Raw genomic sequence first — 26,802 nt, 5'->3', positions numbered from 1 at the left:
AAAGTGTGAGGTTGGCCAAAATAACTTGATCAAATACAAATGACAATTGTTATCATTACTATTTGCTGATAATGTCTCAAATCATGTCAACATTCTGGTGATGATGTGCGCAAAACCACAGCATTCCAGACAAAAAATATTTTCATTCAGATGTTTACTAAAACAGCAGTATCTGTCTTGGCCGCCTGGGTATTACAGGTGGCGGCCACGCCGAGTGACCTCAACGAGATCCACAGGGCCGACCGTCAGGGATTAAAGGCCAGCCAACAAGCCCAGCAAGCCATAGAAAAACTCGATGATGAGCAGCAATCCCTGATCCAGGAAAGCCGCCAACTCAAGCATGAAATCCAACTGGCCAGCCATTACCAAAAGCAGTTGCAACAGCAGATAGGGCAGCTGCAATCTTCTCTGGAGGAGCTGGGCGAGCAGCGCCGGCAACTGCGCCAGACCCGGATGCAGCTGGCCCCGATGATGGACGAAATGCTGCTGTCGCTCACGCAACTGGTGCGGGCCGATCTGCCATTTCAGCAGCAGGAACGGCAGCAGCGTCTCGATAATTTGCAACTCTTGCTGCAAAGCGCCGAGCTGAACCAGGGCGAGAAACTGACCCGGCTGTTGGATGCCTACCAGGTGGAGCTCAGCTACGGCTACAGTGTGGAGAGCTGGCAGGGCAAACTCGGCGACGGTCGGCTGGTGAATTTTCTGCGCGCCGGACGCCTGGGGTACTTTTTCCTCACCCTGGATGGCAAGGCCGGTGGCCGCTGGCAGGGAGATAATTGGCAGGCGCTGGCGCCTGAGCAGCTTGGCAATGTCGCCGCTGCCATCCGAGTCGCCTCCGGAGATGGCATACCGGCACTGCTGCAACTGCCTCTGATAGCGGAGGCATCATGAGCTTTTTGTCTTCCAGCACTCGCCAGACCATGATGCGTCCCGCAATACTGTGGTCGCTATCTCTGTTGTCGCTCTCATTGGCCCTCCCCTGCCAGGCCGAGAGTCTGCAACAGGTGTTGGAACAGGTTCGCAGTGGCAGTCGCCAGGAACAAGTGGCCGCCGAGCGGCAAGAGAATCAGAGTCGTCAGAGCCTGGAGCAGGTACGCAGCAACCATAAGAAACTGCAGCAGCAACTCACCCGGACTCAGGCAAATAACCTGGAACTTGAAGACCAACTGCTGGCACTGCAGCAAAGCCTCAAGGACAAACAGGCCCAACTCAACGCCGAGAAAGCCAGTCTCGACGGGGTGTTTCGCGCCATCCAGGAACATGAGCAGTTGCTGCTCACCACAGTGGCACCCCACAACCTCTGGCGCCACGACAGCAGCGGCCTTGCCGAGATACCCACTGACCAACTTGGCCTGCAGCGACTGCAGGCGCTTTGGACCGCATTGACAGAACAAAGCGTATTGGCAGCCAAACCCATAGTGCAAAGCAGCGAAGGCCTCAATGCCGATGGCACCCCAGTGCTATTGAATGTCACCGAATATGGGCCTTTCAATGCCCTCAGCGACAAAGGCTGGGTACGCTACTTGCCGGCGCAGCAAAGCTGGCAACTGCTGGCAGAGCAGCCAAAGCTATCGCCCACCCAGGGGAGTGTCTGGCTCGACCCCTCATTTGGCAAGTTGCTGCAACAGGCGGCAAACGGTAACGGCTGGTTCGACAAGCTCAAACCGGCAGGAATAGTCGGCGTCTTTATCGGCCTGATAGCCCTGATAGCCTTAGGCATAGCCCTGAACCGCCTGTGGATACTGCGCCGCGAAAAACGGCGGCTGACCCAACAGCAGGCCAGTCAGCAAGTGCAGAGTGACAATGCCCTCGGCCGGGTGATGTTGGCGGCAACCGATTGCCCCGAGGAGCAACTCGAAGCGCGGCTCAACGCCGCCGTACTCAGCGAAGTCCCCCGCCTGACCCGTGGTACTGGCACCCTGGCGGTATTGGCGGGGATCCCGCCGCTGCTGGGGCTTCTGGGCACGGTTGGCGGCATGATTGAAACTTTCGATGTGATCACCCGTTTCGGCAGCAACAACACAGAGCTGCTCTCGGGTGGCATTGCCGAGGCACTGCTGACCACCCAGCTGGGACTGATGACAGCCATTCCGCTGCTGTTGCTGCACTGCGCAGTCAAGAGCCAGAGTCGGCAACTGACCCAGATGCTTGAGCAGGAAGCGGCCGCCCTGGTGGTATTGCAGCGCTTTGGTGACACAGGTAACCCCGGGCAATGAGCACTTTCTATGACTTTGTGCTGCAGGCCGGCGTCATTGTTTGGCTGATACTGCTGCTCTCTTGCCTGATGTGGTATCTGCTGCTTAAGGGCTTTAGCCGTATTCACCGGCTGAGCCCCCGCTGGCTGGATGATGCCCGACACTTGAATCCCAAGCTAGCGCGCTATGACCTCTGGCAAAAGGCGCAGCTGCAACAAGCCTTTCTCAGCCGCGCCGCCCTGAATTTAAGCGGCGGAATCGACTGGATAGATTCACTGATAAAGATACTGCCGCTGCTGGGGCTCTTGGGCACTGTCGATGGGATGATCAGCAGTTTTGCCGAGCTTGGGCAACTCGATGTCCAAAAACAGCTGTCATCCGGGATCAGCTCGGCACTGCTGACCACATTGGCCGGTTTGGTGACCTCTCTTTCCGGACTCTATCTGGCCTATCAGCTCAAGCAGAGCAATCAGCGGTTGCTGGCGGAGCTGCGCCGGACATTTTCGGAGTAAAAGATGCAATTCAAACATACAGATGATCAGGGCACAGAAGCCAATGTCGATCTCACTCCCTTGATTGACGTGGTATTTATTCTATTGATCTTCTTTATTTTATCGGCGTCATTTCAGAAGACCCAGTCGCTGGAGCTGGAACGCCCCACAGCTCAGGTGCAAGACAATCAGGATAAGCGCGCCATCTTAATCAGCATAGACAAACACAATGTGATCTGGCTGGAGCAGCAAGCCGTCAAAGCGGTTGAACTGCCCGCCAGGCTGAAACACACGCTGGCAAGTTCAGAACAGAGTTCGGCCATTATCGAAGTGGATAAGCATGTCACCAGCGGCAAGCTCATCGAAGTGGTCGACAAAGTACGCATCGCAGGAGTCAATAATGTGGCCGTCGCAACCCAAGACCCCAGCTAGCCAAACAGGACTGATTTTCACCAGTGCCATACTGATCAATCTGGCGTTGGCCAGCCTGATCTATGCCCTGACTCTGAGCCAAAGCACAGCACCAGTTAAACGGGTCACATTGGGCGGAGTCTACTTTCCCGAGCGGCAGGATAGCAAACCGCAAGAGCCCTTGCCTGAGGTGCGCCTCAGCTCGGCGCCGCTGACATCCTCGCCACCACCTCCTCCTATGACACTGGATCTCAGCGCGCTGGATGCCAACACAGGTATTCCTGTACCGGATCCCCTGTGGCCGACGCCGGATGATATTCAGCAAATCCAGCCACCTACGCTGAATTTCAGCCAAAGCGGCAGCGCCCCCGGCAGTACCATGCAGGCCAGTATCGCTATGGCGCAGGTGGTGTTTCAAATGCCGCCCGAATACCCGCTGCAGGCCAAACAGCGAGGCATTGAAGGACAGGTGACTCTGGATTTGGCGATCAACCCGGACGGCAGAGTGGAAGATATCAAGTTGGTGGATGAAACCCCCAGTGGCGTGTTTTATCGCTCGGCTTCCAGAGCCGTGCTCAGGTGGCGCTTCGCAGCGCCCAAACAGACCCAATGGCAACGGATAGTGATCAGATATGAACTTGAAAAATAGCTTGTTGTTTTGCTGTATTCTGTTCAGCGCGCCGCTGCTGGCGAGCAATGCACTGCAACGTTACCAACAACTGCAGTTTCAATTGCAGCGGGATCCTGCTGCGGCGCTCAAGGCGATTGAAAGCTTTCAGCGTCAGTATGCCGAAGGCAGCGACAACGAACAGCAGATGGCGGCCTACCTGCATCTGCAGGCCTGCATCAGTCTCAAGGACTATCAGTGCGCCGCGCAGCAAACCCGGCTGTTGCTGGCTTTACCCGTCACGGCATTGCAGCAACGGGATCTCTATAAGCTGGGTGCCCAGTTGAACTATCAGCAAAGCGAATACCGCCAAAGCCTCGAATACAGTAAGCAGTGGCTGCAACTGGCGGCCAATCTCCAAGAGCAACAACAGGAACAAGAACTCAAACCCGGCGCCACTGAATTTGCCACCATGCACTCGCTGGCCTCCTACGCCGAATTTCAGTTGCAGCACCTACCAAAGGCCACTGAGCAGATGCGTCTGGCACTGGATTGGGAAGTCACCGAAACCCGGCAACACTTTCTGCAGTCCCTGTATCAAAGGCAGCAGCGTTTGCCGGAAGAAGAGCAACTGTTGAGACAGATGATCGCCGCCTATCCGGATCGCCCCCTATATTGGGAACGCCTGGGCCATAACCTGCAGCAACAGGGGCAAGAGCAGGAATCACTCAATGTCCTCAGCTCGGCCTATAAGGCCGGGCAGTTGCCCACTCGCAGTATTCCACTGCTGGCACAGTTATTGATGCTGCATCAGGCCCCCGGCCGAGCGGCAGATCTGCTGGAGCAACACAGCGAGGCACTGGCACAACACTCCAGCTATAAGCCGCTGTTATCTCAGGCCTATTTGTTGTCGCGTCAAAGAAACAAGGCGCTGAGCCTGCTGCAGAAATCAAGCCAAACCCAAGGACAAAAATCCCTGCCGCTGCGGGCACAATTGGCTTACAGCCTGGGGCAATGGCCACTGGCACAACAACTGTTGTCACAGCTACGGCAGCAAGATGCAGATAACCGCTACTGGCAGCTGTTGCTGGCCCTGAGCCACTACGAAGCCGGGCAGTTACAACAAGCCAAAACCTTGCTTAAAGCGATCAACCAGGGAGAGTACCAGACGACGGCGGCTCAGTGGCTGAATCAGATAAACTACCTCACGGACGCCCCCTGAGGCTCTATCAGGTTTGCTGCAAAATGTGATTAACCAAGCAAAACAGTCAAGTTTTATTAGCCTAAGCTTGGCTAAAATTAAAGATGCTTTTATTATGCATGTAAATTGATAATTCAGAGAGCATCCTATGTCAGCGCAAATATCCCTCGAACGCAGAGTCGGCGAACTGGTCGCCGAAGACTTCCGTAACGCCCATGTTTTCAGCCGTTTTGGTATCGACTTTTGCTGTGGCGGTGGCCGTTCACTGGCATCGGCCTGCGAGCGAGCCGGCGCCGAGCCCACCGAGGTGTTGCACGCCCTGAGCCAACTGGCCGCAGAGGGCACGCCGGACGATGCCTTGGCCAAATTGCCACTTGGTGAGCTTATCGACCATATCGAAGCGACCCACCACAAGTACATACGCGATACCGCACCGCTGCTGCTGGAATATGCCCAGAAGATGGTGCGAGCCCACGGTGAGCATTATGAAGAGATCAAACCCTTGGCCGGTTGGATCCGCGCCCTGATGGATGACCTCTTGCCCCACCTGCAAAAAGAGGAACAGATACTGTTTCCGGCCATTCGTGCCCTGAGTCAAGGGCAAGAGTTCAACGCCTGTTTCGGCCATATAGGCAATCCTATCCGGGCAATGGAATATGAGCATGATGAGGCAGGGCAAATTCTGGCCAAGCTGCAGCAGTTGACCAATCACTACCAGGCCCCTGAGCATGCCTGCACTACCTGGCGGGTATGTTATGCCACCCTGGCCGAGTTTGAAGCCGATCTGCACCGCCACATCCACCTGGAAAATAACCTCTTGTTTCCCAAAGCCCTGGCACTGGTGGACTGAGGGCTGTTCAAATCCCGGCTGACTTGCTACAACTGCAGTAACAGCAGTAAACAAGGAGTCAGTCATGCCGGCTACAGGTTTCATTCTGGACGATATTGAAAATCTGCGTGAGTCCGCCGCGGTGGAGTTCAAGCTCGCCGCCGGACGCCATGGCAAGGGTGCGCTACCGCTGGCGCTGTGGGAAAGCTACAGCGCCTTTGCCAATACCAATGGCGGCGAGATCATTCTTGGTGTCAGGGAGGAAAAGGGCGAGTTTTTTATCGAAGGAATAGCCGAACCCAGGCCCCTTATCGATGAAGCCTGGAAGATACTCAACAATTCACAAAAGATCAGCGCCAATATTCTTGGCCCGGCCGACATTCAGCTGATAGAACTGGCCGGTAAGCAGTTGATCCGCTTTCGGGTTCCCCAAGCCGACTACAGTCAGCAGCCCGTCTATCTGGGGACAGAAGCGATTGGTGGCACCTATATCAGGGTCGGAGATGCCGATATGCGCGCCAGTCCGGCGCAGGTGAAACGCATGCTAAGACGCAAACAGAGACACAGTATTCAAGCCAGCCAGAGTTCCAGAGTCAAATAGCTTCCCACCAGGGCGATAGCCGAGCCCATGAGTTGCACCACACGTTTGCGCTTGCCATCCGGGTTTATCAAACTGCCGATGATCACCCCGGCAACATGAATGGCCGCCGTTCCCAACAAAAAGCCCATGGCATAAATGCTTGGCCTGGCCAACTCAGGTATTTCAACGCCGTGAGCATGACCGTGAAACAAGGCAAAGACGCCGACAAAGGCCATGGCAAAAGAGATGGGCATCTCACGGTTGAGCGCAATGGCAAGCCCCAGCAGCAATACCGACAGGGCAATACCCGATTCAACAAAAGGGAGCGGCATGAGTGACATACCGGCAACCGCGCCCAGGGTCATGAAAAACAGAAATGCCAAAGGTACAGACCAGATGGCACTGCGCCCCAACTGGGTACTGAGAATACCGACACTGAGCATGGCCAACAGATGATCGAACCCCAATACAGGGTGATTGAAACCATCCCAGAAACCACTATCCGCATGCAGCTCGTGTGCTGAGACCGGCAGGCTCAACAGCAACAACAACAGCATGATTATTGGGGATGGCATAGGTTAAACCTCAGAGCACAACGGCAAGGAGCTATACACTAGCACCAAGTCGATGTTAAAAAAATGATAAGAAACTAAAAAAGCGCGCTTTGATGCACGCTTTAATGGTGAGAAATTGTTTCAGGGAGCCAGAGTCAGTGGCTGTGCCCAGGAAACACGCGCCTGTTTCTGTTGGATCAATTGATTGATCAGTTCACGGATCTTAGGTTCGGCATCAATGAACTTGTTCATATTGGCTCCACCCATCCGAGCATCATAGATAGCCTGACCATCGAGTCTACCCTGGTGATACACCTTAATCTCGGCGTATACCATATAAAGCGCCAAGTCCCATGCCCAATTCGCACTGTAGGTTGCAGTCCAATCACATTGATCGGCGGCGTTTAACTCTTGAACCAGTCGATAGCGTATCTGTTTTTCACGCAGCACCTTCTCCACTTCCTGCAAGAAACCTTCCCTGACCTTTGGGTTTTCCAGAATACAGAGGCCTGCATCTTGATGCAGTGCCACAGGATCGACCTGTTGTTTGATGGAGCAAGCACTGAGCCCCAAAAAAGATGTAAGCAATAGTATGGCGAGTCGTTTTGTCATTTTCTTCTTATCCATAGAGATGGTTACAGCCCGGCCGGGCGCAGCCAATCTACTCAGAAAACACAAAAACGCAACAAAATCACAATAGAAGTGCCAATTCACTCAGAGAATGGAGCCGAATGTGAGGCAGCAGGGTGTTGGCTGCTCTGCAGTTATCACCGGCAAACGCCGGATTGAGCCAGGCAGCCTGACAGCCGGCCTTACGGGCACCTTCGACATCTGTCAGCGGGTGGTCGCCGACATGCAGCAGCGCCTCAGAGGGTAAAGCCAGGCGCTCGGCGGCCAACTGGAACATATCCCCCCAGGGTTTACGTCTGATACCATTGCCCGGATGCAGCACAAACTCAAACATCTCTCCCAGGCCAATTTTGTCGGCATCCACATTGCCATTGGTGATCCCGACCAGGCGAAAACGCTCAGCCAATTGCGAAAGTAAGGCGAGCACTTCCTGTGACACCTTAAAGTCGCTGCGCCGCTCAAGGAACAAGGCCAGACCCGCTTTCGCGCCAAGCTTTGCCTTGTGCTTATCATATCCGAGCATCTCCAACCCGGTTTGCAATAGCGCCAATCGCGCGGCACTGGTGTCATGAGTCAGCTCGGCTTGCTGCAGCAACAGCTGGCGCTTCAACGCCCGCCAGTCTGCGGCCTGCCAGTTGCCGCTCAGTGGGTATTCTTTGGCCAGCCACTCGAGCAATGCGCCTTCGGCAGCGGCGATAATTGGCCGGTTATCATAGAGGGTATCGTCGAGATCAAAACTGATGGCTTTAATAGCGCCGGGGCGAAGAAACACCTGCATCACTTGTCCTTTTTAGCTCTGGGGTGAGCGCCGTCATACACCTTGGCCAGATGTTGAAAGTCCAGACTGGTATATATTTGGGTGGTCGCCAGATTGGCGTGTCCCAGCAGCTCCTGTACCGCCCGCAAGTCGCCGCTGGATTCCAGCATATGAGTCGCGAAGGAATGCCTGAGCTTGTGGGGATGCACCCTGGCGGATAATACCTGCTCCCGCCCCCAGCGCGCCATGCGCGCCTGAATACTGCGATGCGCCAAGCGCTTGCCCTTGGCGGTCACGAACAGCGCCTGATCTTCACAGGGAATATCCCGGCGGTAATCCAGCCATTGTTGCAATGCGGCAATGGCGACCGAGCCCACCGGCAGCAGCCGTTCCTTGCCACCTTTTCCCATCACCTTGATTTGCTGCTGGGCGAAATCCAGTTGCGGCACATCCAGCGAGGCCAACTCAGCCAAACGCAGCCCTGAGGAGTAACACAGCTCCATCATCGCCTTGTCACGGGCGCTGAGGGGATCTGTCACCTCAATATCCAGCAGATGGCTGATGCTGTCGGCGTCGAGATTCTTGGGCAGCGGCTTATCCTGTTTTGGGGCGCTCAGTTGCCGGGCGGGATTACTCTTGACCAGCTCTTCGAGCAGCAGAAATTCGTAGAACTGCTTGACCGCCGACAGGCACAGAGACAAAGAGCGGGGGCTGAGGCCCTGACGATGTAACTTGGCCAACACAGCACTCAACTGGGGATCGGTTACCTGGTCCCAGTCAATATCCTGCGGCAGCAGCCCGGCAACCCGTTGCAGTTCGCGCAGATAGTTGCGGGCTGTGTAAGGAGACAGCTGCCGCTCGGCACTGAGATGGCGCTCGAAGCGGCCAAGCCAGGGAGAATCCTGTTTAACGGCCATCAGAGCTTGGGCAGCAGATGGTCCAACAGCTGCCGCAACTGATCCAGCAGCATATTGTCCATCTCCGGATGGAAGTGGGTCACATCGGCACTGGCGATAGCAAAGATCACCTGGCCATTTTGTTCCGACAACCGTGCCAGTGACACTGAGCCGACTTCAGAGCCGAACAAACGCTTGGACTCCTCCTTGGTCAGGCGACCAAAGTAATAGCCGTGCTGCAGGCGCTTACGCCAGATGGCCGAGAGTTCTGAGTCGATATCATGCACGGTAATCAGGCGTACATGACTGAAGTTAAAGGCTTCTTTAAGCTCGGCGCACAGCACCTGTCTCAGCTCACCCATATCTTCGCAATCGAGTAACTTCAATGAAAGCTGGGTATTGAAGCGGAAGATTTTCTCATTGCGGCTGGCCATGCCAAGCAGCGCGGTGATCTCCTCTTCCAGCTGTTGTACCCGGCTGCGCAGCAGCTCTTGCCGCCGCTCTACCAGAGAAACTGTGCCACGCTCGCCGTGGGGCAGACGCATAGCCAGCAGCAGCTCGGGGTGACGGCAGAAAAACTCCGGATTATCCAACAGATATTCACGGATAATCTGCTCATCAAAAGGTGGATTGAGCTTAGCTTTGGCGTCTGTCATATCTGTATCTGTCCGTCGTATACCTGTTCGGCCGGGCCCGTCATCCACAGCGGCTTGCCCTCACCTTCCCATTTGATTGTCAGGGTGCCGCCGGGCAGGTCGACCCGCACAGTGTTGCCCAGCTTGCCCTGCAATTGGCCAACCACAGCAGCCGCGCAGGCACCGCTGCCACAGGCCAGGGTTTCAGCGGCGCCGCGCTCATAAACCCTGAGCTTGATATGGCCCTTGTTGAGCACCTGCATAAAGCCGACATTGACCCCTTTGGGGAAGCGTTCGTGGTTGGTCAGCTGCGCGCCAATAACATCGACATCTGTGGCAGCCACATCCTCGACTTCCAGCACGCAGTGGGGGTTACCCATGGAGACTGCACCGCAGAGGAAGGTTTGCCCTTCGGTAGGCAACAGGTAGGTCTTTTCGGCCTTTTTGGCCTTGAAGGGGATCCGCGCCGGATCCAAGATAGGTACGCCCATATTGACGGTGACATTGCCATCGCGCTCCAGGCGCAGGGTCATCTTGCCGGATGAGGTGCTGACCTTGATCTTGTATTTCTGGGTCAGGCCCTTGTTGCGAACAAAGCGGGCAAAGCAGCGGGCGCCGTTGCCACACTGTTCGACCTCGCTGCCATCGGCATTGAAGATACGATAATGAAAGTCCAGATCCGGATCATAGGGCGGCTCGACCAGCAGCAGTTGATCGAAACCGATACCGAAGTTGCGGTCGGCCAGGCGCCGGATCTGCTCCGGCGAAAAGTACACATTCTGAGTCACGCCATCGACGACCATAAAGTCGTTGCCCAGACCATGCATCTTAGTGAAGTGGATCAAGATTACTCCTAGGTTCCAACGCCTACAGCGGGAAAGTACTCACACTAGTTTACGGCAGCAAGTGCTCACCTTGCCACAGTTGTTCCAGCTTTTCCCGTTCACGCACCAGATAATGTTCACTGCCATCGACCATGACTTCAGCCGCTCGCGGACGGGTGTTGTAGTTGGAGGACATCACAAAGCCATAAGCACCGCTGGAACGCACCGCCAGCAGGTCGTGGGCTTGCAGCACCAAGGCGCGCGATTTACCCAGAAAATCCCCGGTTTCACACACTGGGCCGACTATGTCGTATTCCCGGCTTTCACCCTCTCTTGGCTGCACCGGGATAATCTGTTGCCAGGCGCTGTAGAGTGACGGGCGGATAAGGTCATTCATGGCACCGTCCACTATCGCAAAATGCTTGCCGGCATTCTCTTTCTGGAACAGCACCTGAGTGACAAAGATCCCGGCATTGGCGGCAATCGCCCTGCCCGGTTCGAAAATTAGCTTCAGTGGTCGTTCACCCAGACGCTCGAGCAATGCGGCGGCATACTTGTCCGGTTGTGGCGGGGTTTCTTCATCATAAGTGACCCCCAGGCCACCGCCCACGTCAAGATGCTCAATCACTATGCCTTTTTCTGCCAGTCTATCGATCAATGCCAGCATTCTGTCCATGGCATCGAGAAACGGCCTGAGTTCAGTAAGCTGTGAGCCGATATGGCAGTCGGCGCCCTTGATGGCCAGGTGCGGCAAGGATTGCACCTGCAGGAAGGCTTCCTCGGCTTCATCCATGGCGATACCGAACTTGTTTTCTTTCAGGCCGGTAGAGATATAGGGGTGAGTACCGGCATCTACATCCGGGTTGATCCGCAAGGAAACTGGCGCCTGTTTACCCAAAGAGCCTGCCACTTCGTTGAGCAGTTCAAGCTCGGCGCGGGATTCAACATTGAAGCAATATATGCCCAACTCCAGTGCCAGTTTCATTTCCGCCGCTGTCTTGCCAACACCGGAAAACACCACCTTGGCCGGATCGCCACCTGCGGTGATTACCCGGGTCAGTTCTCCGCCTGAGACAATATCAAAGCCACTGCCAAGGCGCGCCAACACATTGAGCACCGCCAGATTGGAGTTGGCCTTGACCGCATAGCAGATAAGGTGCGGATGAGTGGCCACGGCTCTGTCAAAGGCATGCCAATGGCGCTCCAATGTTGCCCGCGAATAGACATACAAAGGCGTACCATATTGAGCCGCCAAATCGGCCACGGCACAGTCTTCGGCATACAGAGCCTGAGCTTGATACTGAAAATGATCCAATTAGTTTTCCTCTGTCGATTGCTGGGGTTGCTCGGTTTGTTCCGCCTGGGATTGGTTGTCCGGCAGATCCGGGCTCTTGTATAGCGCGCCTTTTTGACCACAACCAAGCAGCAACAGGCTAGCAAGCATCAGGGATAAAAACAGTCTCATTTTACTCAACATCTGGGCAGCAGGATTACATTAGCCTTATAATCGCATTCATCTTGATGAAAGCAAAGGACAGATATTCCATGGCAATGACAGATACCGAATATCATCAGCTCGCCGATGAAATGTTCGACCGGATAGAAACCGCAATTGAGAATGCAATCGATGAGCAGGATGCCGATGTTGATATCGACGCTTCAGGCAACGTGCTGCAACTCGAGTTCGCCGACAGCTCCAAAATCGTGATCAACAAGCAGGAGCCGCTGCACCAGATCTGGGTAGCAACCCGTTTCGGTGGCTATCACTTTGGCTATGTCGATGGAAAATGGATAGATGAGCGCAATGGCGGCGAGTTTATGCCCTTCGTCAGAGAGTCCATCAGCCGCCAGGGCGGAATAGAACTGTCGTTCTGATGATTTAGGGGCGGTCAGAACTCTGTCTGCGCCGCCCTTGCCGTGACCCCGAAAGGCACCACATCCAGATTACCGCTTTGGCGCACCAGGCGGAAAAACTGCGGAAAGTTGAAGTGATTTTTAAGGCTCAGGACTTCGCCAAAGGCGTAATGCTGGGTAACAGTATTCACCAATTCACTGACATCCGGATTGCTGTGCACATAGTGGCTCAAGCCATTTCCTTCATCCAATACAAACACGTCCAACTCGTCTTCCCGGCTGCGCAGAAAATACTGTATCACCCCTTTCACCGCATAATTTTGGATAACCTCAGGCACCTTGACCCAAGGGTCATTGGCAAGCTCAGGCCTTGGCAAACTCTGTAACTCGCCCCTGGCCAACTGACGATAGAGGGACTTCACATCGCTGAGATCCCGGTAACTCATGCCCTTGGCATCGAAAAACAGGCCATATTTCTTTTCACCCAGTTGCAGTGGCTGCACCAGGGTCTTTGACGGACAGGCATCTTTTATCAGTCGGTGCACCTGCTTGAGAATATCCACTACAGTTTGTTCCAGCTGGGACTGCAGCTTTTGCGAAGCACTGACGACATCGAAGGCCACCTGTTGTGGCGCCCTTCTCATACCTGGAGTGGCAAAGGCGATGGCCTCCAATAGCGCCTGCTCACCGACAAAGCTGTGACAATGCCATTCGCCCCAGGAGTTGAGGCTCATCAGTTGCACCGACCCCAGCAAACTGGCTGCCGGTTTTCCTGTCGCCAGCAGGTTGCTGCCCATGAGTTCCAGCATCAAGGTCTGGCCCTGCCAATGCTCGCTGGGATCCTGCTCCAGATTGAGGATCCACACCAACTTGCGATAGTGCCAAGGCTGGCACAGATCCAGTTTCGACACCCGCCACTTCTTGTCTTCGGTATAAGGCAGTAGCCGTTCGGCCACCTGGTTAAGACGCCGGCACCGCAGACGACCCGCGCCGTATTCAAACCAGCGGCTATTGACAGTGGCCACCCCATTGAGACAAGCCCAAATCATCAAGGAGGCGGCATTATCTGCCTGATAGATGGCCACTTCGCCCATAAACTGCCGCGGCTCAGGTGACAGACGATAGAGATGACAGCGACCATCCTGCTCGCTGCGGACTATAGTCAGATTCGGCTCTGCCAGCGACTGACTCCAAAGCCGGTTGAGCCGCAGTATCTGCTGCTTGTCCTCACTGAAATAGGTGTGCAGCTTACGGGTCAGCAGCCCCAAATCTTCCACTTTAAAGTACTCGCTCAGCCTGTGGGTCGAAGCGAAATGCAGCAGGGTCTGGTAGCTGGCCAACATCAACTCGTTAAGTTGAGCATTGAACCACTGCAACTGGCCACTGTGCCAGTGTTCACAATCATCTAGGGTGGTCAGCAGGCTCTGGGGCCATTCCCACTGTTCAACCAACTGCTTGAGCTTGTGGTAGCGCCAATCGTGACACTGCTCGACATCACTGAGCCTGATACCACATTTGAGGTAAAAGCAGCGGCGCACTATCTCCAGCCGACGCTCGTCTCCCACTTTAAGCAGATAAGATTCGATATATTGATACAGGAGCAGATAGGCATCGTTGGCGTTGGAAAAGTCACCGGCCAGAGTTCTCAACCACACCCATTCGCTGACCAGATTGGTTTGTGGATAATTACTGGCATAGGCTTCCAGCAGCAGCACCTTGAGCAGGGCCTTGTGCGGCTTGTCCAGACCTTTATAGAGCTGCCATAAAGAGGCACCAAAATACTCATTGGCCGGCAGTTGGTGCACATCACCAAGGAACAGAAAGTCATTACAGGGCTGGGCATTGGGCCACCAGGCGACAGTCTTGCCAGCCAGGCGGATATGGCTGCGATAGAACTCTTCCAGCAGCAACCAATGCTGGGCGCTGCCGCTGTGTTCATGCCCCAATAGCTCCCATTCGGCGTCCTGATAGCAAGTGTCATCACGGCAAAACTGCCGCGGGTGTACCAGATAAAAGTTCACCTCGAATTGAAAGCCGGCAAACCAGCGGGTGAGTTTTAGGCTCTTCTCCCGCAGCAGTTCCACTTCCTCCTGGGTTAGCCCGGCGTCATAGACCAACCAGACATCCACATCACTCTTGGGGTTCTGGCCAAAACTGGCGGTGCTGCCCATTACGTAAACCCCTTCCAGTACAGGACTGGCATGCTGTGAGTCTTCGAGCAGTGGCAACTTGAGAGTAGCGAGCGATTCTTTGAGCTCGACTGAGTGTTGGAACCCCTTGATACCGCAGGGCGTCATGGGGCCGTTGTATCCGGGCAAGCGGTTGTGATGCTGATGCAACAACAGAGGGATCAGGTTAAACAGATGCCTTTGCAGTGGGGAAAACAGCGCCTGAGCACGGGCCAAACGCACTCGATTGAGGCGCTCGGCGTATTCGGCGTATTGTCGCTGACGCTCGATCATCCGAATTTCACTATCCCTGAACCAGTTAGATGATCATGCTAACACTTTTAAGGTAGCAGGCAAGTAATGAGATCAAGATCACACTATTTGGCGAAAATTTAACGTGCCCACTTCAAAGATTGAGCAGCGTTCGGTGCCATTCTCCAATGGGCAATGTTAGCATTGGCGCATTTAACGTACTCTCACGGAAAAGATTGGCATGTCAGAAAATCGCATTCGCATAGCAACACGTAAAAGCCCTCTCGCCATGTGGCAGGCAGAATTTGTCAAAGCCGAGCTGGAACGCATTCACCCCGGGCTGACAGTAGAACTGCTGCCAATGAGCACCAAGGGTGATGTCATCCTGGATACTCCTCTGGCCAAAGTGGGCGGCAAGGGGCTGTTCGTTAAAGAGCTGGAAGTCGCCATGCTGGAAGACCAGGCGGATATCGCTGTGCATTCCATGAAAGATGTGCCGGTTGAGTTTCCCGAAGGGCTGGGGCTGGAAGTGATCTGCGAACGTGAAGATCCCCGTGATGCCTTCGTTTCCAACAGCTACAAGAGTATAGATGAACTGCCTCAAGGCGCGGTTGTGGGTACTTCAAGTCTGCGTCGTCAGTGTCAGCTCAGAGCCCGTCGCCCGGACCTTATCATCAAAGATCTGCGCGGCAACGTGGGAACCCGTCTGGGTAAACTGGATGCCGGTGAATATGATGCCATCATTCTGGCTGCTGCCGGGCTTATTCGCTTGAAATTATCAGAGCGTATCGCCAGCTTTATCAGCGCCGAAGAATCACTGCCGGCCAACGGCCAAGGCGCTGTGGGCATCGAATGTCGCACCGACGATGAGCGGGTAAAAGCCTTGTTGGCACCGCTTGAGCATAAAGAAACCCGCTATCGCGTACTGGCGGAACGGGCAATGAACACACGTTTGGAAGGGGGTTGCCAGGTCCCCATTGGTGCCTATGCCGAAATCCAGGGCGAACAGCTGAGCCTCAGAGGCTTGGTAGGTAATCCGGATGGCTCCGAGGTGATCACAGGTCAAGTCAGCGGTCACCAAGACGAGGCCGTAGCCCTGGGTAACGCCCTGGCAGAAGAACTGCTGAGCAAAGGCGCCAAAACCATATTGGATGCCGTTTACGGCAAATAACAAGGCGGCACCATGAGAGTGTTGTTGACGCGCCCCGAGGGGCGCAATCACGCCATGGAACAGGCGCTGACAGAAAGGGGCATACCTTTTATGGTGACCCCTCTCTTGGCTGTTGAGGCCATGGAGGATAAAGGTATTTCCCCTGCCGAGGTCCTTGATGCCGACATTATTGTGTTTGTCAGCACCAATGCGGTGCATTTCGGTACTCAGGCACTCAATGCTCCCTGGCCGTCACATATTCAATATTTTGCCGTCGGCGAAGCCACTTTCGAGGCCTTTGCACAGTATGGCATCCGGGGCCATAAAGCGCCGGATGACAATCAACAGACTGAAGGCCTGTTAACCCTGCCGGGTTTGCAACCCGAAGCGGTAAAACACAAGAAAGTGGTCATTATTCGCGGCAACGGTGGCCGGGAAGTACTGGGACAAACACTCCAGCAATATGGGGCGTCGGTTCAATTCTGGGAAGTCTACCGCCGCACTTGTCCTGCCTATGATGCAGTACAACTGGTCAAGGAATGGCAAGACTTCGGAATAGACACCATAGTACTCAGCAGCGCCGAGAGCCTGATGAACCTTATCCGACTGCTGCCAAAAGAGTATTTTGCTTGGCTGCAAGCATGTCATATTATAGTTCCCAGTATTCGGGTGGTAGATAAGGCCGTGGTCGCCGGATTAACTCAAGTGACCGATGCCACGGCAGCCAACAGTAAAGCCGTACTCAAGGCATTGAGGCTCTAGTTTTCCCCCCTCCCGATTTCCAGCCCTATTGTCGCGTTAAAGGACTGCATTAATGGATAACAGTAAGCCAGAAGTCGGGAGCGATACCCCCGCACTGCCTACCCAACCCTTGGGTACCACAGAGCAAGAAACCCCAGCGGCGACAGCCAAGCGCAGCTCATGGCCCCTGAGACTGACGCTACTATTGAGCCTGTTGCTGGCACTGCTGGCCTGCGCCATAGGTGCTTATCTCTTTTGGCAACTGCAGCAACAGCAAGCCGCCAATGCGCAACTGGCAACCACTCTAGAACAAGTCAAACAAGCTCCAGAGGCCAGATTGCAGGCACTGGAGCAGCAACTGAGAAGCGACCGGCAGCAAAATCAACAGCAGCAAGGTGCCATAGAACAACTGAGCGATGCCCAGCAGCAGATGCAAACCCGCATCGCCACTCTGGCACAGCGTAACCCCAACCATTGGATGGCGGCAGAAGCCGAATATCTGGTGCGGATGGCGGGACGTAAACTGTGGTTGGAGAAAGATCCGCAAACGGCAACCGGCCTGTTACAGGCTGCCGATGAGCGTATTGCTGCCATGCAGGAGCCTTCACTCATGCCTCTGCGTCGCGCCCTCGCCAACGATATGGCGGCGGTCAGCGCCATCAAGAATACCGATATCGCAGGTACAGTGTTCACCCTCGATGGCATTATCACCAAGCTGGACAAGTTGCCACTCAATCGTGTCGGTAGCCAGCAAATGGAGCCGGAAGCAGAAAACAAGATGTCTGACTCCATAGGTGATTGGCAGAGCAACCTGTCCAAGACCTGGAGCGCACTGAAGGAAGATTTCTTCACTATCCGCAAGATAAGCTCGGATATCACTCCGCTGCTGTCTCCCCAGCAGGAATGGTATTTATTCGAGAATATCCGCAATAAGCTGCTGCAGTCACAACTGGCCCTCTATCAATATGATGAGCTCAACTACCGCCAGTCATTGGCCATGGCCCGCAAGTGGATCCAGCAATATTTCGATCTCGACGATCCACGCACTGAAGAGGTGCTGACTGCAATCAATGCTTTGTCCAGTCTGCAACTGGATCCCATCAATCTGACAAAATTTGAATCCAGTGCTCAACTCAAACAGTTGGTCACCTATGGCGAACTCATGCCGGGGGCTGAACTATGATAAGAGTACTCATCTATCTGGTGATTATTCTGGCTGGTGCCTGTCTGAGTCCGCTTTTTGCCGGCAAAACAGGCTATGTCTATATCGCCTTTCTGGACTGGCAGCTGGAAACCAATCTGCTGTTTGCCGTTATGGCACTCATCATCTTCTTTGCTCTACTGCAGTTGCTGGAATGGCTACTGGTCACTGTGCTGAATCTGGTATTAAGCAGTCGTTACCTGCCGCGGCGCTGGCGCCGCAATGCCGCCCGCAAGTACACGCTCACCGGCGCACTGGCGTTGGCAGAAGAGGATTGGCCTGCGGCCGAAAAAGCGATGCAAAAAGGCGCCGAAGCCGGTGAACTGCCGGCTCTCAATTATCTGGCTGCCGCCAGAGCGGCCCAAAGACAGTTCAAGAATGAAGAGCGGGACGACTACCTGAATAAGGCTGCCCAGTTGCCACTGGCGACCCAGGCGGTAACCACCACCAGAGTGCGCTACTACATGCAGCAAGGCGAGCTGGAAAAGGCCCGCGAGCAGCTGGATAAACTGCAACCCAGCAGCAAGAGCAAGGCTCCGGTACTGCAACTGGCACTGGAGCTTTACCAGAGCCAGCTTGACTGGCAGGCTCTGAAACTGTTACTGCCGGCGCTGCGCAAAAAGCAGATCCTGGATAATGAAGAATACGAGCTCCTGAACCAGAGGGTAAATAATGCTTTGCTGGCCCAGGCAGCCCTTCGCAGCGAGCAGGAACTGGAAAAGTGTTGGCACTGGCTTAGCCGCCAGGAACGCAGCCAACAAGCCAATATGGCACAATATGCCTTGGGGCTTGCCAGCTTCAACCGCCGTGACGAAGCCCTGAAACTACTGAACAAGGCGCTAAAGAAGGAACCTTGCGCCTCTGTACTTGAAGTTTTGCCGAAGGTTTTTGAAGCCCAGGACAGTGAAACCCTGAAACTGCTGAAGAACTTGGAACCCAAGCTAGAGAACCATGCCGATTACCAACACTGCATGGCCCAAATTCATGAACTCTGCCGTGAATTCAGTCTGGCCCGAGCCGCATGGGAACGCTTGTGTCACTTACTGCCACGTAAAGAATACTGGCTGGCCTTGGCCAGACTTCAAGAGCAGTTGGCCGATCATCAAGGGGCTTTCAATAGCTACAAGCAAGCCGCCAAGAGCGACTAATCGCTAGACCTTTTTTATTAGCCATCACAAGATTACCTGCACGCATACCGTAACCGCATGAATGCGAGATAGATTCTCCAAAGCGGACAAATTGTCTCTTAACAACCTTCCAACCGCGATCAATGTCACATATTTGACAGCCTCAGTTTCAACCCCAGACTTAATAATTAATACCTTTAGCTGACGCTCGTGGGCACAGAGTGACCTTGCCGTCAGTATTTGCGTGCAAAGGAGTATGAGTTATGGGCGTCGCAATCAGTAAGCAAGACGCGGTTGTCACCAATTTGGTTGGGCAACTCAAGGCCAAGGACGAAAATGGCAATATCCGCGATTTGAGTATCGGGGATCTCATCCGCAATGGTGAAGAGATCATCTTCACCGCAAACGATACCTTCACTATCGAATATGCCGATGGTACAAGGCTGACAGAGCAAAATGCACAGCCCAGCGCTCAACCTCAGCCGGATAGCGCGGCCGCAGATGTCGCCCAATTCGCCAACAGTGGAGTCGATGCCGAGATAGCCGCACTGCAGGCTCAGATACTTGCTGGTGACGACCCTACGGCAAATCTGCCTGCTACCGCAGCCGGGGCCGGAACAGCCGGTAACCAAGGTGATTTCGGCTATGTTGCCGTAGACAGAGACGGATCTGAGTTATTGGCCAGCGCAGGCTACGACACCAGTGGCTTTGACCAAACCGCCATTACCACTCAAGAAGAAATACTGCTTGAGGACCTTCCCCTGACTGGCCCCACGCTCACTAGCGGCGCAGCCACACTCTCAGATGCCAACCTGCCAACAGGGACCACTCCATCACCCGCCGCCTTGACCCAAACCGGTAACTTGAGCTTTAGTGCCGCGGCCGGCGTGGCAAGCTTGACCCTGGATGGGGTTGCCATTGTCTCAGGCGGAGTTTTTAATGGCCCTGTCAGTATCAATACCGAATACGGCGTGCTCACCATCAACGCCGTTGACCTGATAAACGGCAATATCAGCTACAGCTTTACCCTCAATTCCGCGGTTGACCACAGTTCAAGTGATGACTTCTCCCAGGCTTTCAACCTGATATTGACCGATCTAGAAGGAAACAGTGTCGGTAATACCCTTACCATCTCGGTACTGGATGACGCTCCAAGCGGCCAGGATGACGTAAACAGTGTAGATGAAGACTCACTACTGGCCATTAGTGGCAATCTGCTCGACAACGATGTTCAGGGTGGTGATACCGCACAGGTAACAGCCGCTGGCAGTGGCGGCAACCTTGATAATGCCGTATCCAATCAAAGCCAGGTTTCAGGCAGCTACGGCCTGCTGACCCTCAATGCCGATGGCAGTTACAACTATCAAATCAATTCTGCAGGACAAGCGGTTCAGGCGCTCGCTCAGGGAGAATCCCTGACGGAAGTCTTCTCCTATCTGCTGACCGATGCCGATGGTGATACCAGCGTCCAGACCTTGACTATCACTATCACTGGCACCAACGATGTGCCTGTGATCAGCACACCCCAGCCGGGTGAGGCCGATGGTGCTGTGCGAGAAGCCGGCCAGTTCGATGACGGCAGCATAGACCCAGGTACCCCGGGTGTCAGTGGCCAACTCAGCGCCAGCGATGTGGACAACGGTGCCGTGCTTATTTGGTCCGGTAGTGCCGACAGCCCACTTGGCAGCTTCAGTGTTGATGCCGCCACCGGCGCCTGGAATTATCAGCTCGATAACGCTTCAGCCGACGGCCTGCTGGAAGGCGAAATTCGCACCGAAACCTTCTCTGTTACTGTAACTGATGAGTTTGGCGCCAGCGCCGAGCAATTGGTCACTATTACCATCATAGGTACCAATGACGCCCCTATTCTCAGCGCCGATAGCAGCGGCAGTCTCACCGACGATGTCGATGTTATCAATGGTATGCTCAGCGACAGCGGCAGCCTGAGCTTCACCGATGTCGATATCAACGACAGCCACAGTGTCAGCAGCAGCTACAATGGCGATGCGAGCTGGAGCGGCGGCGCCCTGGCTCAAGCCACCCAGGATGCGCTGGCGGCCGGCTTCAGTGCCGACAACTCCGGCTGGAGCTATGATATCGCCAACAGCTTGGTACAGTTTCTCGCTGTCGGTGAGACCATCACCTTGAGCTTCACGCTGACGGTCACCGACGCCTTTGGCGCCAGTGATTCACAGCTAGTCACTCTGACTATCAATGGCACCAATGATGGCCCCGTAATTAACCCTCCTGGCGAGGGCGATGCCGACGGCACTGTGCGTGAAGCCGGTCAATTTGACGATAGCAGCGTCGATCCCGGAACTCCGGGTGTCAGTGGCCAACTCAGCGCCAGCGATGTGGACAACGGTGCAGATCTGACTTGGTCCGGTAGTGCCGATAGCCCACTTGGCAGCTTCAGTGTTGATGCCGCCACCGGCGCCTGGAATTATCAGCTCGATAACGCCGCCGTTGATGGTTTACTGGAAGGCGAGATTCGCACTGAAACCTTCACAGTCACAGTGACAGATGAGTATGGCGCCAACGCCGAGCAACTGGTCACTATTACCATCATAGGCACCAATGACGCACCTATTCTCAGCGCTGACGCAAGTGGCGCCGTCATTGAAGATCTTGATGTCATCAATGGTATGCTCAGCGACAGCGGCAGCCTGAGCTTCACCGATGTGGATATTGGTGACAGCCATGTTGTCAGCAGCAGCTACAATGGCGATGCGAGCTGGAGCGGCGGTGCCCTGGATCAAGCCACCCAGGATGCGCTGGCGGCCGGCTTTAGCGCCGACAACTCTGGTTGGAGCTATGACATCGCCAACAGCCTGGTGCAGTTCCTCGCCGTCGGCGAAACCATCACCTTTAGCTTCACACTAATAGTCACCGATGCCTTTGGCGCCAGTGATTCACAACCCGTCACGGTGACCATCACCGGCACCAATGACGCACCGGTGCTGAGCATCGATATGAGCGGCGCGGTCACCGAGGATGTCGATGTGCTGGCCGGGATGCTCAGCGACAGCGGCAGCCTGAGCTTCACCGATGTCGATATCAACGACAGCCACAGCGTCGGCAGCAGTTATAACGGCGATGTACTCTGGAGCGGCGGCGCCCTGGATCAAGCCACCCAGGATGCGCTGGCGGCCGGCTTCAGTGTCGACAACTCCGGCTGGAGCTATGACATTGCCAACAGCCTGGTGCAGTTCCTCGCCGTCGGCGAGACCATCACCCTGAGCTTTGATGTCACGGTCGATGACGGCAACGGCGGCACTGATACCGATACCGTGACAGTGACCATCACCGGCACCAATGACGCGCCGGTGCTGAGCATCGATATGAGCGGCGCGGTCACCGAGGATGTCGATGTCGTGGCCGGGATGCTCAGCGACAGCGGCGATTTGAGCTTCACCGATGTCGACATCAACGACAGCCACAGCGTCGGCAGCAGCTATAACGGCGATGTACTCTGGAGCGGCGGCGCCCTGGATCAAGCCACCCAGGATGCGCTGGCGGCCGGCTTCAGTGTCGACAACGCCGGTTGGAGCTATGACATCGCCAACAGCCTGGTGCAGTTTCTCGCCGTCGGCGAGACCATCACCTTAAGCTTTGATGTCACGGTCGATGACGGCAACGGCGGCACTGATACTGAAACCGTGACAATCACCATCAATGGTACCAACGACCCGGTTGAAGGCGAATTTGCCAAAGAGATCTGGGTTCCGGCCTCCCTATTGCAACTCTCGGATCCTTATCTTGCCGGTTATCCGCTGAATATTGATGTTCCAACCGATGTAGATGCCACGGATGACATTAGCATAACAAACTTGAGCCTTGAGTTTATCGATCCGGGGGAAACCGCCGAGATAGGCTCCATTTGGTATTGGGATGAAGACATCCAGATGCTGGTGCAGTATGACTTTAACAATCCTGAGGCCTTATCTGCCACAGAGTTGGGCAGTCTGGTCTATATGCCGGGGGATAACGGTGACATAGAGGAACAACTGGATATTTCTCTGACCTTCACAGTCAACTCAGGTACAGATCAGGTTGATGGCGACTTCATCATCCATGCTGTGCCGGGTAACAGCTTGGGAGGGGAAAGTGTCACCATAGGTGATGGTTCATCGCCTTTGACCTCAGGGAATGATCAGGATGCTGTCCTCAGTATCAGTGGCGGATTCGCCGATGCCATTAATTTAGATCCAGCCAATGGTAGCCTGGATCTGTTTACCGATTACCAGAAATCGCCCTTTGCCATTCCAATTCCCGGAGATGAGAGAGACATTGACACTACCGCGGGCAGCAAGCGAGAAACGGAGGTCTCAGTCAGGCTTACCATTAACGGCATAACCTTCATAGTGCTGTTGGCAGATCCCGTCGATAGCGTCGAACAGACTTGGTTCTATGATGCGGATTCAGGCTTGATGAAGGCCAGTATTGGCTACGATCAGATAGTGCAAGAATCGGATAACTCAGTAACTCTCGCCGACTACCTGACTTTGAATCCAGCCCAAGCAGGCGATCTATGGACCATTACTTATTTCGACAATGATGGAGGCAGTTATCAGGCTAGGTATGTACAAGCTGTATTTACTCACGAGCTGCTACCTGATGATGCCATTACGGTAACAGGAACCGACGACATAGATAATCTCATCTTTGGTAGCACTCAAAGTGACTCGCTCACCGGGGCAAACCAAAGCGATGAAATTGTCGGTCGCGAAGGAAATGACACCATCTATGGTCTGGAAGGTGATGACCAACTACTGGGTGGCGCCGGCAATGACTACATCTTTGGCGGTACAGGTGCCGACTATCTGGTTGGCGGCCCCGGCAGTGATCGCTTGGATGCTGGCATAGACAATGACAGAGATATATTGATCTGGGATGCAGGGTCTGCAGATGGCAGCACTGATGAAGTCTATAACTTCGACCCTAACACAGATGCACTGGATTTATCAGACATCTTGGTCAATGAAGAAAATGGGGTTTTGGATGATTACCTGGACTTCAGCTTCGTGGGTGGCAACACCATCATAAGCGTCGACACAACAGGTGCCGGAGGGGACAGTGTCACCATAGTTCTCAATGGTGTGGATCTGTCCGCAGAGTATGGAACTACAGATGAAGGTGTGATTATTCAATCCCTTATCTCCGACGGTGCATTGTTGGTCACTCAACCTGTTGTTCAGGCTTCTCTTCCAGAGCCTAACTATACTTATTCATCCGAGGAACAATTAATTCCCTAACCTTAAGCAATAATTTTTTCAATAGAATCAACAGGAGCCGCAGGCTCCTGTTTTTTTATTAATCAACAACAAAAAATACTCCCTTTAAATCAGTTAATTAACAAAACGACAAGCAGCGTCAAAAAATTGACCTTTGAAACTAATTAATCTAAAATCGCACCCAAGAGATTTACACTATTTGCCAACTTGCAACCCAAACCATTGGGCTGCAACTTTATTGATACGGATATTGCAAGCGCCGGGGGCGGGACATGAAAGCACTTATCACTACACAAGATGGTCAAGTTAAGACTTTGAATGGCAAGGCTTATGTCATGTCAAATGGCCAGCAAATGCCACTACAACAGGGCGACTTCGTCGCGCAGGGAAGCGAAGTTTTTGTCGATAATGATGCCCAGATAGAGCTCTTGTTCAGCGACGGAAGCCGTCTTGTAAGTGAAGCTGAAGTCACTCAGGAAGCGTTGCAAAATGCCGATTCTGCAACAGATTCTGAAATTGCTCAGCTACAGGCCCTTATCGCTGCGGGAGAAGATCCAACCGCTTCATTGCCTGATACTGCTGCCGGTGGAGCTCAAGGGAATGAGGGGACATCCGGCTTTGTTTCCTTGGCAAGAAGTGGGGCAGAAACTCTGGCTGCCAGTGGCTACGATTCAGCGGGCGTCGAAGCTGATGCCATTACACTGCAAGATGGCTTGTCACAAAACACCTTCGAGTTGACTCAAGTTGCTCCCAGCACTGTAACCTTGTTGGCGCCAACCCAAGTCAACGAGGGTGGCAGCATTACCTACACTGCTGTTGTAGACAATGCTCCTCTGGAAAGTGATTTGGTTCTGACCTTGTCCAACGGCGCGACTATAGTGATCCCTGTTGGCCAAACTTCAGGCAGCGTTACCGTCGACGCCCCCAGCGATGATGTCTACTTGGACAGTGAAGTACTGAATGTCGGTGTCACTGAGTCCCAGGGCGGCAACTACGAAAACCTGGACCTAGGCAATAGTGTCGATACTCAGGTCAATGACACCATAGATACCACCACGGTCACCCTGACTGCCCCGGCTGAAGTGAATGAAGGCGGCCAGATCACCTATACCGCCACGGTCAATAATGCCCCCGAAACTGACTTGGTACTGACCCTGTCCAACGGCGCCAGCATCACCATTGCGGCAGGTCAGACGTCCGGCACCGTGACCGTTGATGCACCGACTGATGATGTCTATCAGGACGGTGAAACCCTCACGGTCAATGTCACCGGTGCCCAGGGCGGCAACTATGAAAACCTGGACCTCGGCAATAGTGTCGATACTCAGGTCAATGACACCATAGATACCACCACGGTCACCCTGACCGCCCCGGCTGAAGTGAATGAAGGCGGCCAGATCACCTACACAGCCACGGTCAACAATGCCCCCGAAACCGACCTGGTGCTGACCCTGTCCAACGGCGCCAGCATCACCATTGCGGCAGGTCAGACGTCCGGCACCGTGACCGTTGATGCACCGACTGATGATGTCTATCAGGACGGTGAAATCCTCACGGTCGGCATCACCGACGCCCAGGGCGGCAACTATGAAGAGCTGAACCTCGGCAATAGTGTCGATACTCAGGTCAATGACACCATAGATACCACCGCGGTCACCCTGACCGCCCCGGCTGAAGTGAATGAAGGCGGCCAGATCACCTATACCGCCACGGTCAATAATGCCCCTGAAACCGACCTGGTACTGACCCTGTCCAACGGCGCCAGCATCACCATTGCAGCCGGTCAAACCTCCGGCACTGTAACCGTTGACGCTCCCAGCGATGATGTATTTGTTGATGCGGAAACTCTGACCGTAGGTATAGATAGTGCACAAGGTGGTAATTTTGAAAACCTGGATACCAGTGACACAGCTTCCACACTGGTAAATGACACTACCGACACCGTTTTTGCCCAGATCAGCGTAGACAAAACCAGTGTCGCTGAAGGTGGTGAAATCACTTATACAGTGACTTTGGTCGATGCCAACGGTAACCCGGTAACCCTTCCTAGTGGTGCTTCGGTTACCCTTGCACTTGATTGGAGTGGTACAGCATCTGCGGCAGATGTTGATAATTTACCTCCAAGCGTGACCATTACCGGTGATAGCCAGCAAAGCTTTACGGTTAATACCATTAACGATGGTGTCTATGAAAATAGCGAAAATCTAAGCGTCGTCATTAGTGGTGTTACTGACGTCGATAATAGCCTTGAACAACTTGAGATAGGCAGCAACAACAGCGCCGACACCACCATTCTTGATGCCCAGGATGCGCCTGTGGTCGGCATTGTCGCCGATCAAAGCAGTGTCACCGAGGGTGAAACTGCCGCCTTCACCGTCAGCATCGACCAGGTGGCCGACGAGGATGTGGTAGTCAACTTCACCTACTCCGGCGTGGCCGAGGACGGCAGCGACTTCACCGGCGTC

Annotated in this window: 24 protein-coding genes; 15 read left to right on the top strand and 9 right to left on the bottom strand. The window is 54.3% G+C overall.

Features of this window, described 5'->3' with window-relative positions; translation table 11 throughout:
• Positions 1-150: 150 nt before the first annotated feature.
• From HCX89_RS19740 to HCX89_RS19705, 8 genes are all read left to right on the top strand, one after another.
• Complete coding sequence (locus tag HCX89_RS19740; RefSeq protein WP_141250878.1) at positions 151-891, top strand: DUF3450 domain-containing protein; 741 nt, start codon at positions 151-153, stop codon at positions 889-891.
• Positions 888-2,216, top strand: a complete 1,329-nt coding sequence (locus HCX89_RS19735; RefSeq protein ID WP_167717138.1) for a MotA/TolQ/ExbB proton channel family protein — start codon at positions 888-890, stop codon at positions 2,214-2,216. Before HCX89_RS19740 ends, HCX89_RS19735 begins: the two co-directional genes overlap by 4 nt.
• Positions 2,213-2,707 (top strand): MotA/TolQ/ExbB proton channel family protein, encoded by a 495-nt coding sequence (locus HCX89_RS19730; protein ID WP_025011346.1) that lies wholly within the window; start codon positions 2,213-2,215, stop codon positions 2,705-2,707. The genes HCX89_RS19735 and HCX89_RS19730 overlap by 4 nt, the downstream gene beginning before the upstream one ends.
• Before the next feature lie 3 nt (positions 2,708-2,710).
• Positions 2,711-3,118 carry a biopolymer transporter ExbD gene (locus tag HCX89_RS19725; RefSeq protein ID WP_025011347.1) on the top strand — a complete coding sequence of 136 codons (408 nt, stop codon included), beginning with the start codon at positions 2,711-2,713 and terminating at the stop codon, positions 3,116-3,118.
• Positions 3,087-3,746, top strand: coding sequence for an energy transducer TonB (locus tag HCX89_RS19720; RefSeq protein ID WP_157824608.1), 660 nt, complete (start codon positions 3,087-3,089; stop codon positions 3,744-3,746). The genes HCX89_RS19725 and HCX89_RS19720 overlap by 32 nt, the downstream gene beginning before the upstream one ends.
• Complete coding sequence (locus HCX89_RS19715; protein WP_044735342.1) at positions 3,730-4,926, top strand: hypothetical protein; 1,197 nt, start codon at positions 3,730-3,732, stop codon at positions 4,924-4,926. Before HCX89_RS19720 ends, HCX89_RS19715 begins: the two co-directional genes overlap by 17 nt.
• 127 nt (positions 4,927-5,053) lie before the next feature.
• On the top strand, positions 5,054-5,755 hold the full coding sequence (gene ric, locus HCX89_RS19710; RefSeq protein WP_044735343.1) for an iron-sulfur cluster repair di-iron protein: 702 nt from the start codon (positions 5,054-5,056) through the stop codon (positions 5,753-5,755).
• Between the two features lie 64 nt (positions 5,756-5,819).
• Positions 5,820-6,335, top strand: coding sequence for a helix-turn-helix domain-containing protein (locus HCX89_RS19705; protein WP_025011350.1), 516 nt, complete (start codon positions 5,820-5,822; stop codon positions 6,333-6,335).
• Here the strand turns inward: HCX89_RS19705 and HCX89_RS19700 are convergent.
• The 8 genes from HCX89_RS19700 to HCX89_RS19665 all read right to left on the bottom strand — a co-directional run bounded on the left by HCX89_RS19700 (position 6,305) and on the right by HCX89_RS19665 (position 12,075).
• On the bottom strand, positions 6,305-6,889 hold the full coding sequence (locus HCX89_RS19700; RefSeq protein ID WP_167717135.1) for a HupE/UreJ family protein: 585 nt from the start codon (positions 6,887-6,889) through the stop codon (positions 6,305-6,307). The two genes, HCX89_RS19705 and HCX89_RS19700, sit on opposite strands and share 31 nt — an antisense overlap.
• A 120-nt stretch (positions 6,890-7,009) precedes the next feature.
• The gene (locus HCX89_RS19695) at positions 7,010-7,480 is read right to left on the bottom strand and encodes an Sbal_3080 family lipoprotein (protein ID WP_045283232.1); all 471 of its coding nucleotides are present in this window, start codon (positions 7,478-7,480) and stop codon (positions 7,010-7,012) included.
• A 79-nt stretch (positions 7,481-7,559) separates the two neighbouring features.
• Positions 7,560-8,276: an HAD-IA family hydrolase gene (locus tag HCX89_RS19690; RefSeq protein WP_167717133.1), complete on the bottom strand. Its 717-nt coding sequence runs from the start codon at positions 8,274-8,276 to the stop codon at positions 7,560-7,562.
• A complete protein-coding gene (gene xerC, locus HCX89_RS19685; protein WP_167717131.1) occupies positions 8,276-9,172 on the bottom strand; it encodes a tyrosine recombinase XerC in 897 nt (298 codons plus the stop codon). The genes HCX89_RS19690 and xerC overlap by 1 nt, the downstream gene beginning before the upstream one ends.
• Complete coding sequence (locus HCX89_RS19680) at positions 9,172-9,807, bottom strand: DUF484 family protein (protein WP_025011355.1); 636 nt, start codon at positions 9,805-9,807, stop codon at positions 9,172-9,174. The genes xerC and HCX89_RS19680 overlap by 1 nt, the downstream gene beginning before the upstream one ends.
• Positions 9,804-10,631: a diaminopimelate epimerase gene (dapF, locus tag HCX89_RS19675; RefSeq protein WP_062793757.1), complete on the bottom strand. Its 828-nt coding sequence runs from the start codon at positions 10,629-10,631 to the stop codon at positions 9,804-9,806. Before dapF ends, HCX89_RS19680 begins: the two co-directional genes overlap by 4 nt.
• Positions 10,632-10,680: 49 nt before the next feature.
• Positions 10,681-11,925, bottom strand: coding sequence for a diaminopimelate decarboxylase (lysA, locus tag HCX89_RS19670; RefSeq protein ID WP_054744512.1), 1,245 nt, complete (start codon positions 11,923-11,925; stop codon positions 10,681-10,683).
• Positions 11,926-12,075: a lipoprotein gene (locus HCX89_RS19665; RefSeq protein ID WP_162887842.1), complete on the bottom strand. Its 150-nt coding sequence runs from the start codon at positions 12,073-12,075 to the stop codon at positions 11,926-11,928.
• A gap of 80 nt (positions 12,076-12,155) precedes the next feature.
• Between HCX89_RS19665 and cyaY the strand changes: the two genes are divergently transcribed.
• Positions 12,156-12,485, top strand: a complete 330-nt coding sequence (gene cyaY / locus HCX89_RS19660; RefSeq protein WP_025011356.1) for an iron donor protein CyaY — start codon at positions 12,156-12,158, stop codon at positions 12,483-12,485.
• Between the two features lie 14 nt (positions 12,486-12,499).
• Here the strand turns inward: cyaY and HCX89_RS19655 are convergent, their stop codons facing one another.
• A complete protein-coding gene (locus HCX89_RS19655) occupies positions 12,500-14,923 on the bottom strand; it encodes a class I adenylate cyclase (RefSeq protein ID WP_167717179.1) in 2,424 nt (807 codons plus the stop codon).
• Between the two features lie 202 nt (positions 14,924-15,125).
• Here HCX89_RS19655 and hemC point away from each other — a divergent pair, with 202 nt between their 5' ends.
• From hemC to HCX89_RS19625, 6 genes are all read left to right on the top strand, one after another.
• Positions 15,126-16,055 (top strand): hydroxymethylbilane synthase, encoded by a 930-nt coding sequence (gene hemC, locus HCX89_RS19650; protein WP_025011358.1) that lies wholly within the window; start codon positions 15,126-15,128, stop codon positions 16,053-16,055.
• A gap of 12 nt (positions 16,056-16,067) precedes the next feature.
• Positions 16,068-16,796 carry a uroporphyrinogen-III synthase gene (locus tag HCX89_RS19645; protein ID WP_025889834.1) on the top strand — a complete coding sequence of 243 codons (729 nt, stop codon included), beginning with the start codon at positions 16,068-16,070 and terminating at the stop codon, positions 16,794-16,796.
• A 52-nt stretch (positions 16,797-16,848) separates the two neighbouring features.
• Positions 16,849-17,958: a uroporphyrinogen-III C-methyltransferase gene (locus tag HCX89_RS19640; RefSeq protein ID WP_052678653.1), complete on the top strand. Its 1,110-nt coding sequence runs from the start codon at positions 16,849-16,851 to the stop codon at positions 17,956-17,958.
• Positions 17,955-19,124, top strand: a complete 1,170-nt coding sequence (locus tag HCX89_RS19635; RefSeq protein ID WP_025011361.1) for a heme biosynthesis HemY N-terminal domain-containing protein — start codon at positions 17,955-17,957, stop codon at positions 19,122-19,124. Before HCX89_RS19640 ends, HCX89_RS19635 begins: the two co-directional genes overlap by 4 nt.
• Before the next feature lie 242 nt (positions 19,125-19,366).
• Complete coding sequence (locus HCX89_RS19630) at positions 19,367-24,358, top strand: retention module-containing protein (protein ID WP_167717129.1); 4,992 nt, start codon at positions 19,367-19,369, stop codon at positions 24,356-24,358.
• Positions 24,359-24,609: 251 nt separating this feature from the next.
• Positions 24,610-26,802 (top strand): retention module-containing protein (locus HCX89_RS19625; protein WP_167717127.1); only part of this gene is annotated, 2,193 nt, incomplete at its 3' end.

This window comes from Shewanella sp. Iso12 (assembly GCF_012030025.1).
GTDB lineage: Bacteria > Pseudomonadota > Gammaproteobacteria > Enterobacterales > Shewanellaceae > Shewanella > Shewanella algae.
Note: the sequence above shows the minus strand (reverse complement) of the source record. Positions and strands in the feature narration are given on the sequence as shown.

What these genes read in the sequence shown, in the direction of transcription:
- HCX89_RS19740 (WP_141250878.1), top strand. Translation starts at nt 151, where the DNA reads ATGTTTACTAAAACAGCAGTATCTGTCTTGGCCGCCTGGGTATTACAG.
- HCX89_RS19735 (WP_167717138.1), top strand. Translation starts at nt 888, where the DNA reads ATGAGCTTTTTGTCTTCCAGCACTCGCCAGACCATGATGCGTCCCGCA.
- HCX89_RS19730 (WP_025011346.1), top strand. Translation starts at nt 2,213, where the DNA reads ATGAGCACTTTCTATGACTTTGTGCTGCAGGCCGGCGTCATTGTTTGG.
- HCX89_RS19725 (WP_025011347.1), top strand. Translation starts at nt 2,711, where the DNA reads ATGCAATTCAAACATACAGATGATCAGGGCACAGAAGCCAATGTCGAT.
- HCX89_RS19720 (WP_157824608.1), top strand. Translation starts at nt 3,087, where the DNA reads ATGTGGCCGTCGCAACCCAAGACCCCAGCTAGCCAAACAGGACTGATT.
- HCX89_RS19715 (WP_044735342.1), top strand. Translation starts at nt 3,730, where the DNA reads ATGAACTTGAAAAATAGCTTGTTGTTTTGCTGTATTCTGTTCAGCGCG.
- ric (WP_044735343.1), top strand. Translation starts at nt 5,054, where the DNA reads ATGTCAGCGCAAATATCCCTCGAACGCAGAGTCGGCGAACTGGTCGCC.
- HCX89_RS19705 (WP_025011350.1), top strand. Translation starts at nt 5,820, where the DNA reads ATGCCGGCTACAGGTTTCATTCTGGACGATATTGAAAATCTGCGTGAG.
- HCX89_RS19700 (WP_167717135.1), bottom strand. Translation starts at nt 6,889, where the DNA reads ATGCCATCCCCAATAATCATGCTGTTGTTGTTGCTGTTGAGCCTGCCG.
- HCX89_RS19695 (WP_045283232.1), bottom strand. Translation starts at nt 7,480, where the DNA reads ATGACAAAACGACTCGCCATACTATTGCTTACATCTTTTTTGGGGCTC.
- HCX89_RS19690 (WP_167717133.1), bottom strand. Translation starts at nt 8,276, where the DNA reads ATGCAGGTGTTTCTTCGCCCCGGCGCTATTAAAGCCATCAGTTTTGAT.
- xerC (WP_167717131.1), bottom strand. Translation starts at nt 9,172, where the DNA reads ATGGCCGTTAAACAGGATTCTCCCTGGCTTGGCCGCTTCGAGCGCCAT.
- HCX89_RS19680 (WP_025011355.1), bottom strand. Translation starts at nt 9,807, where the DNA reads ATGACAGACGCCAAAGCTAAGCTCAATCCACCTTTTGATGAGCAGATT.
- HCX89_RS19665 (WP_162887842.1), bottom strand. Translation starts at nt 12,075, where the DNA reads ATGAGACTGTTTTTATCCCTGATGCTTGCTAGCCTGTTGCTGCTTGGT.
- cyaY (WP_025011356.1), top strand. Translation starts at nt 12,156, where the DNA reads ATGGCAATGACAGATACCGAATATCATCAGCTCGCCGATGAAATGTTC.
- hemC (WP_025011358.1), top strand. Translation starts at nt 15,126, where the DNA reads ATGTCAGAAAATCGCATTCGCATAGCAACACGTAAAAGCCCTCTCGCC.
- HCX89_RS19645 (WP_025889834.1), top strand. Translation starts at nt 16,068, where the DNA reads ATGAGAGTGTTGTTGACGCGCCCCGAGGGGCGCAATCACGCCATGGAA.
- HCX89_RS19640 (WP_052678653.1), top strand. Translation starts at nt 16,849, where the DNA reads ATGGATAACAGTAAGCCAGAAGTCGGGAGCGATACCCCCGCACTGCCT.
- HCX89_RS19635 (WP_025011361.1), top strand. Translation starts at nt 17,955, where the DNA reads ATGATAAGAGTACTCATCTATCTGGTGATTATTCTGGCTGGTGCCTGT.
- HCX89_RS19630 (WP_167717129.1), top strand. Translation starts at nt 19,367, where the DNA reads ATGGGCGTCGCAATCAGTAAGCAAGACGCGGTTGTCACCAATTTGGTT.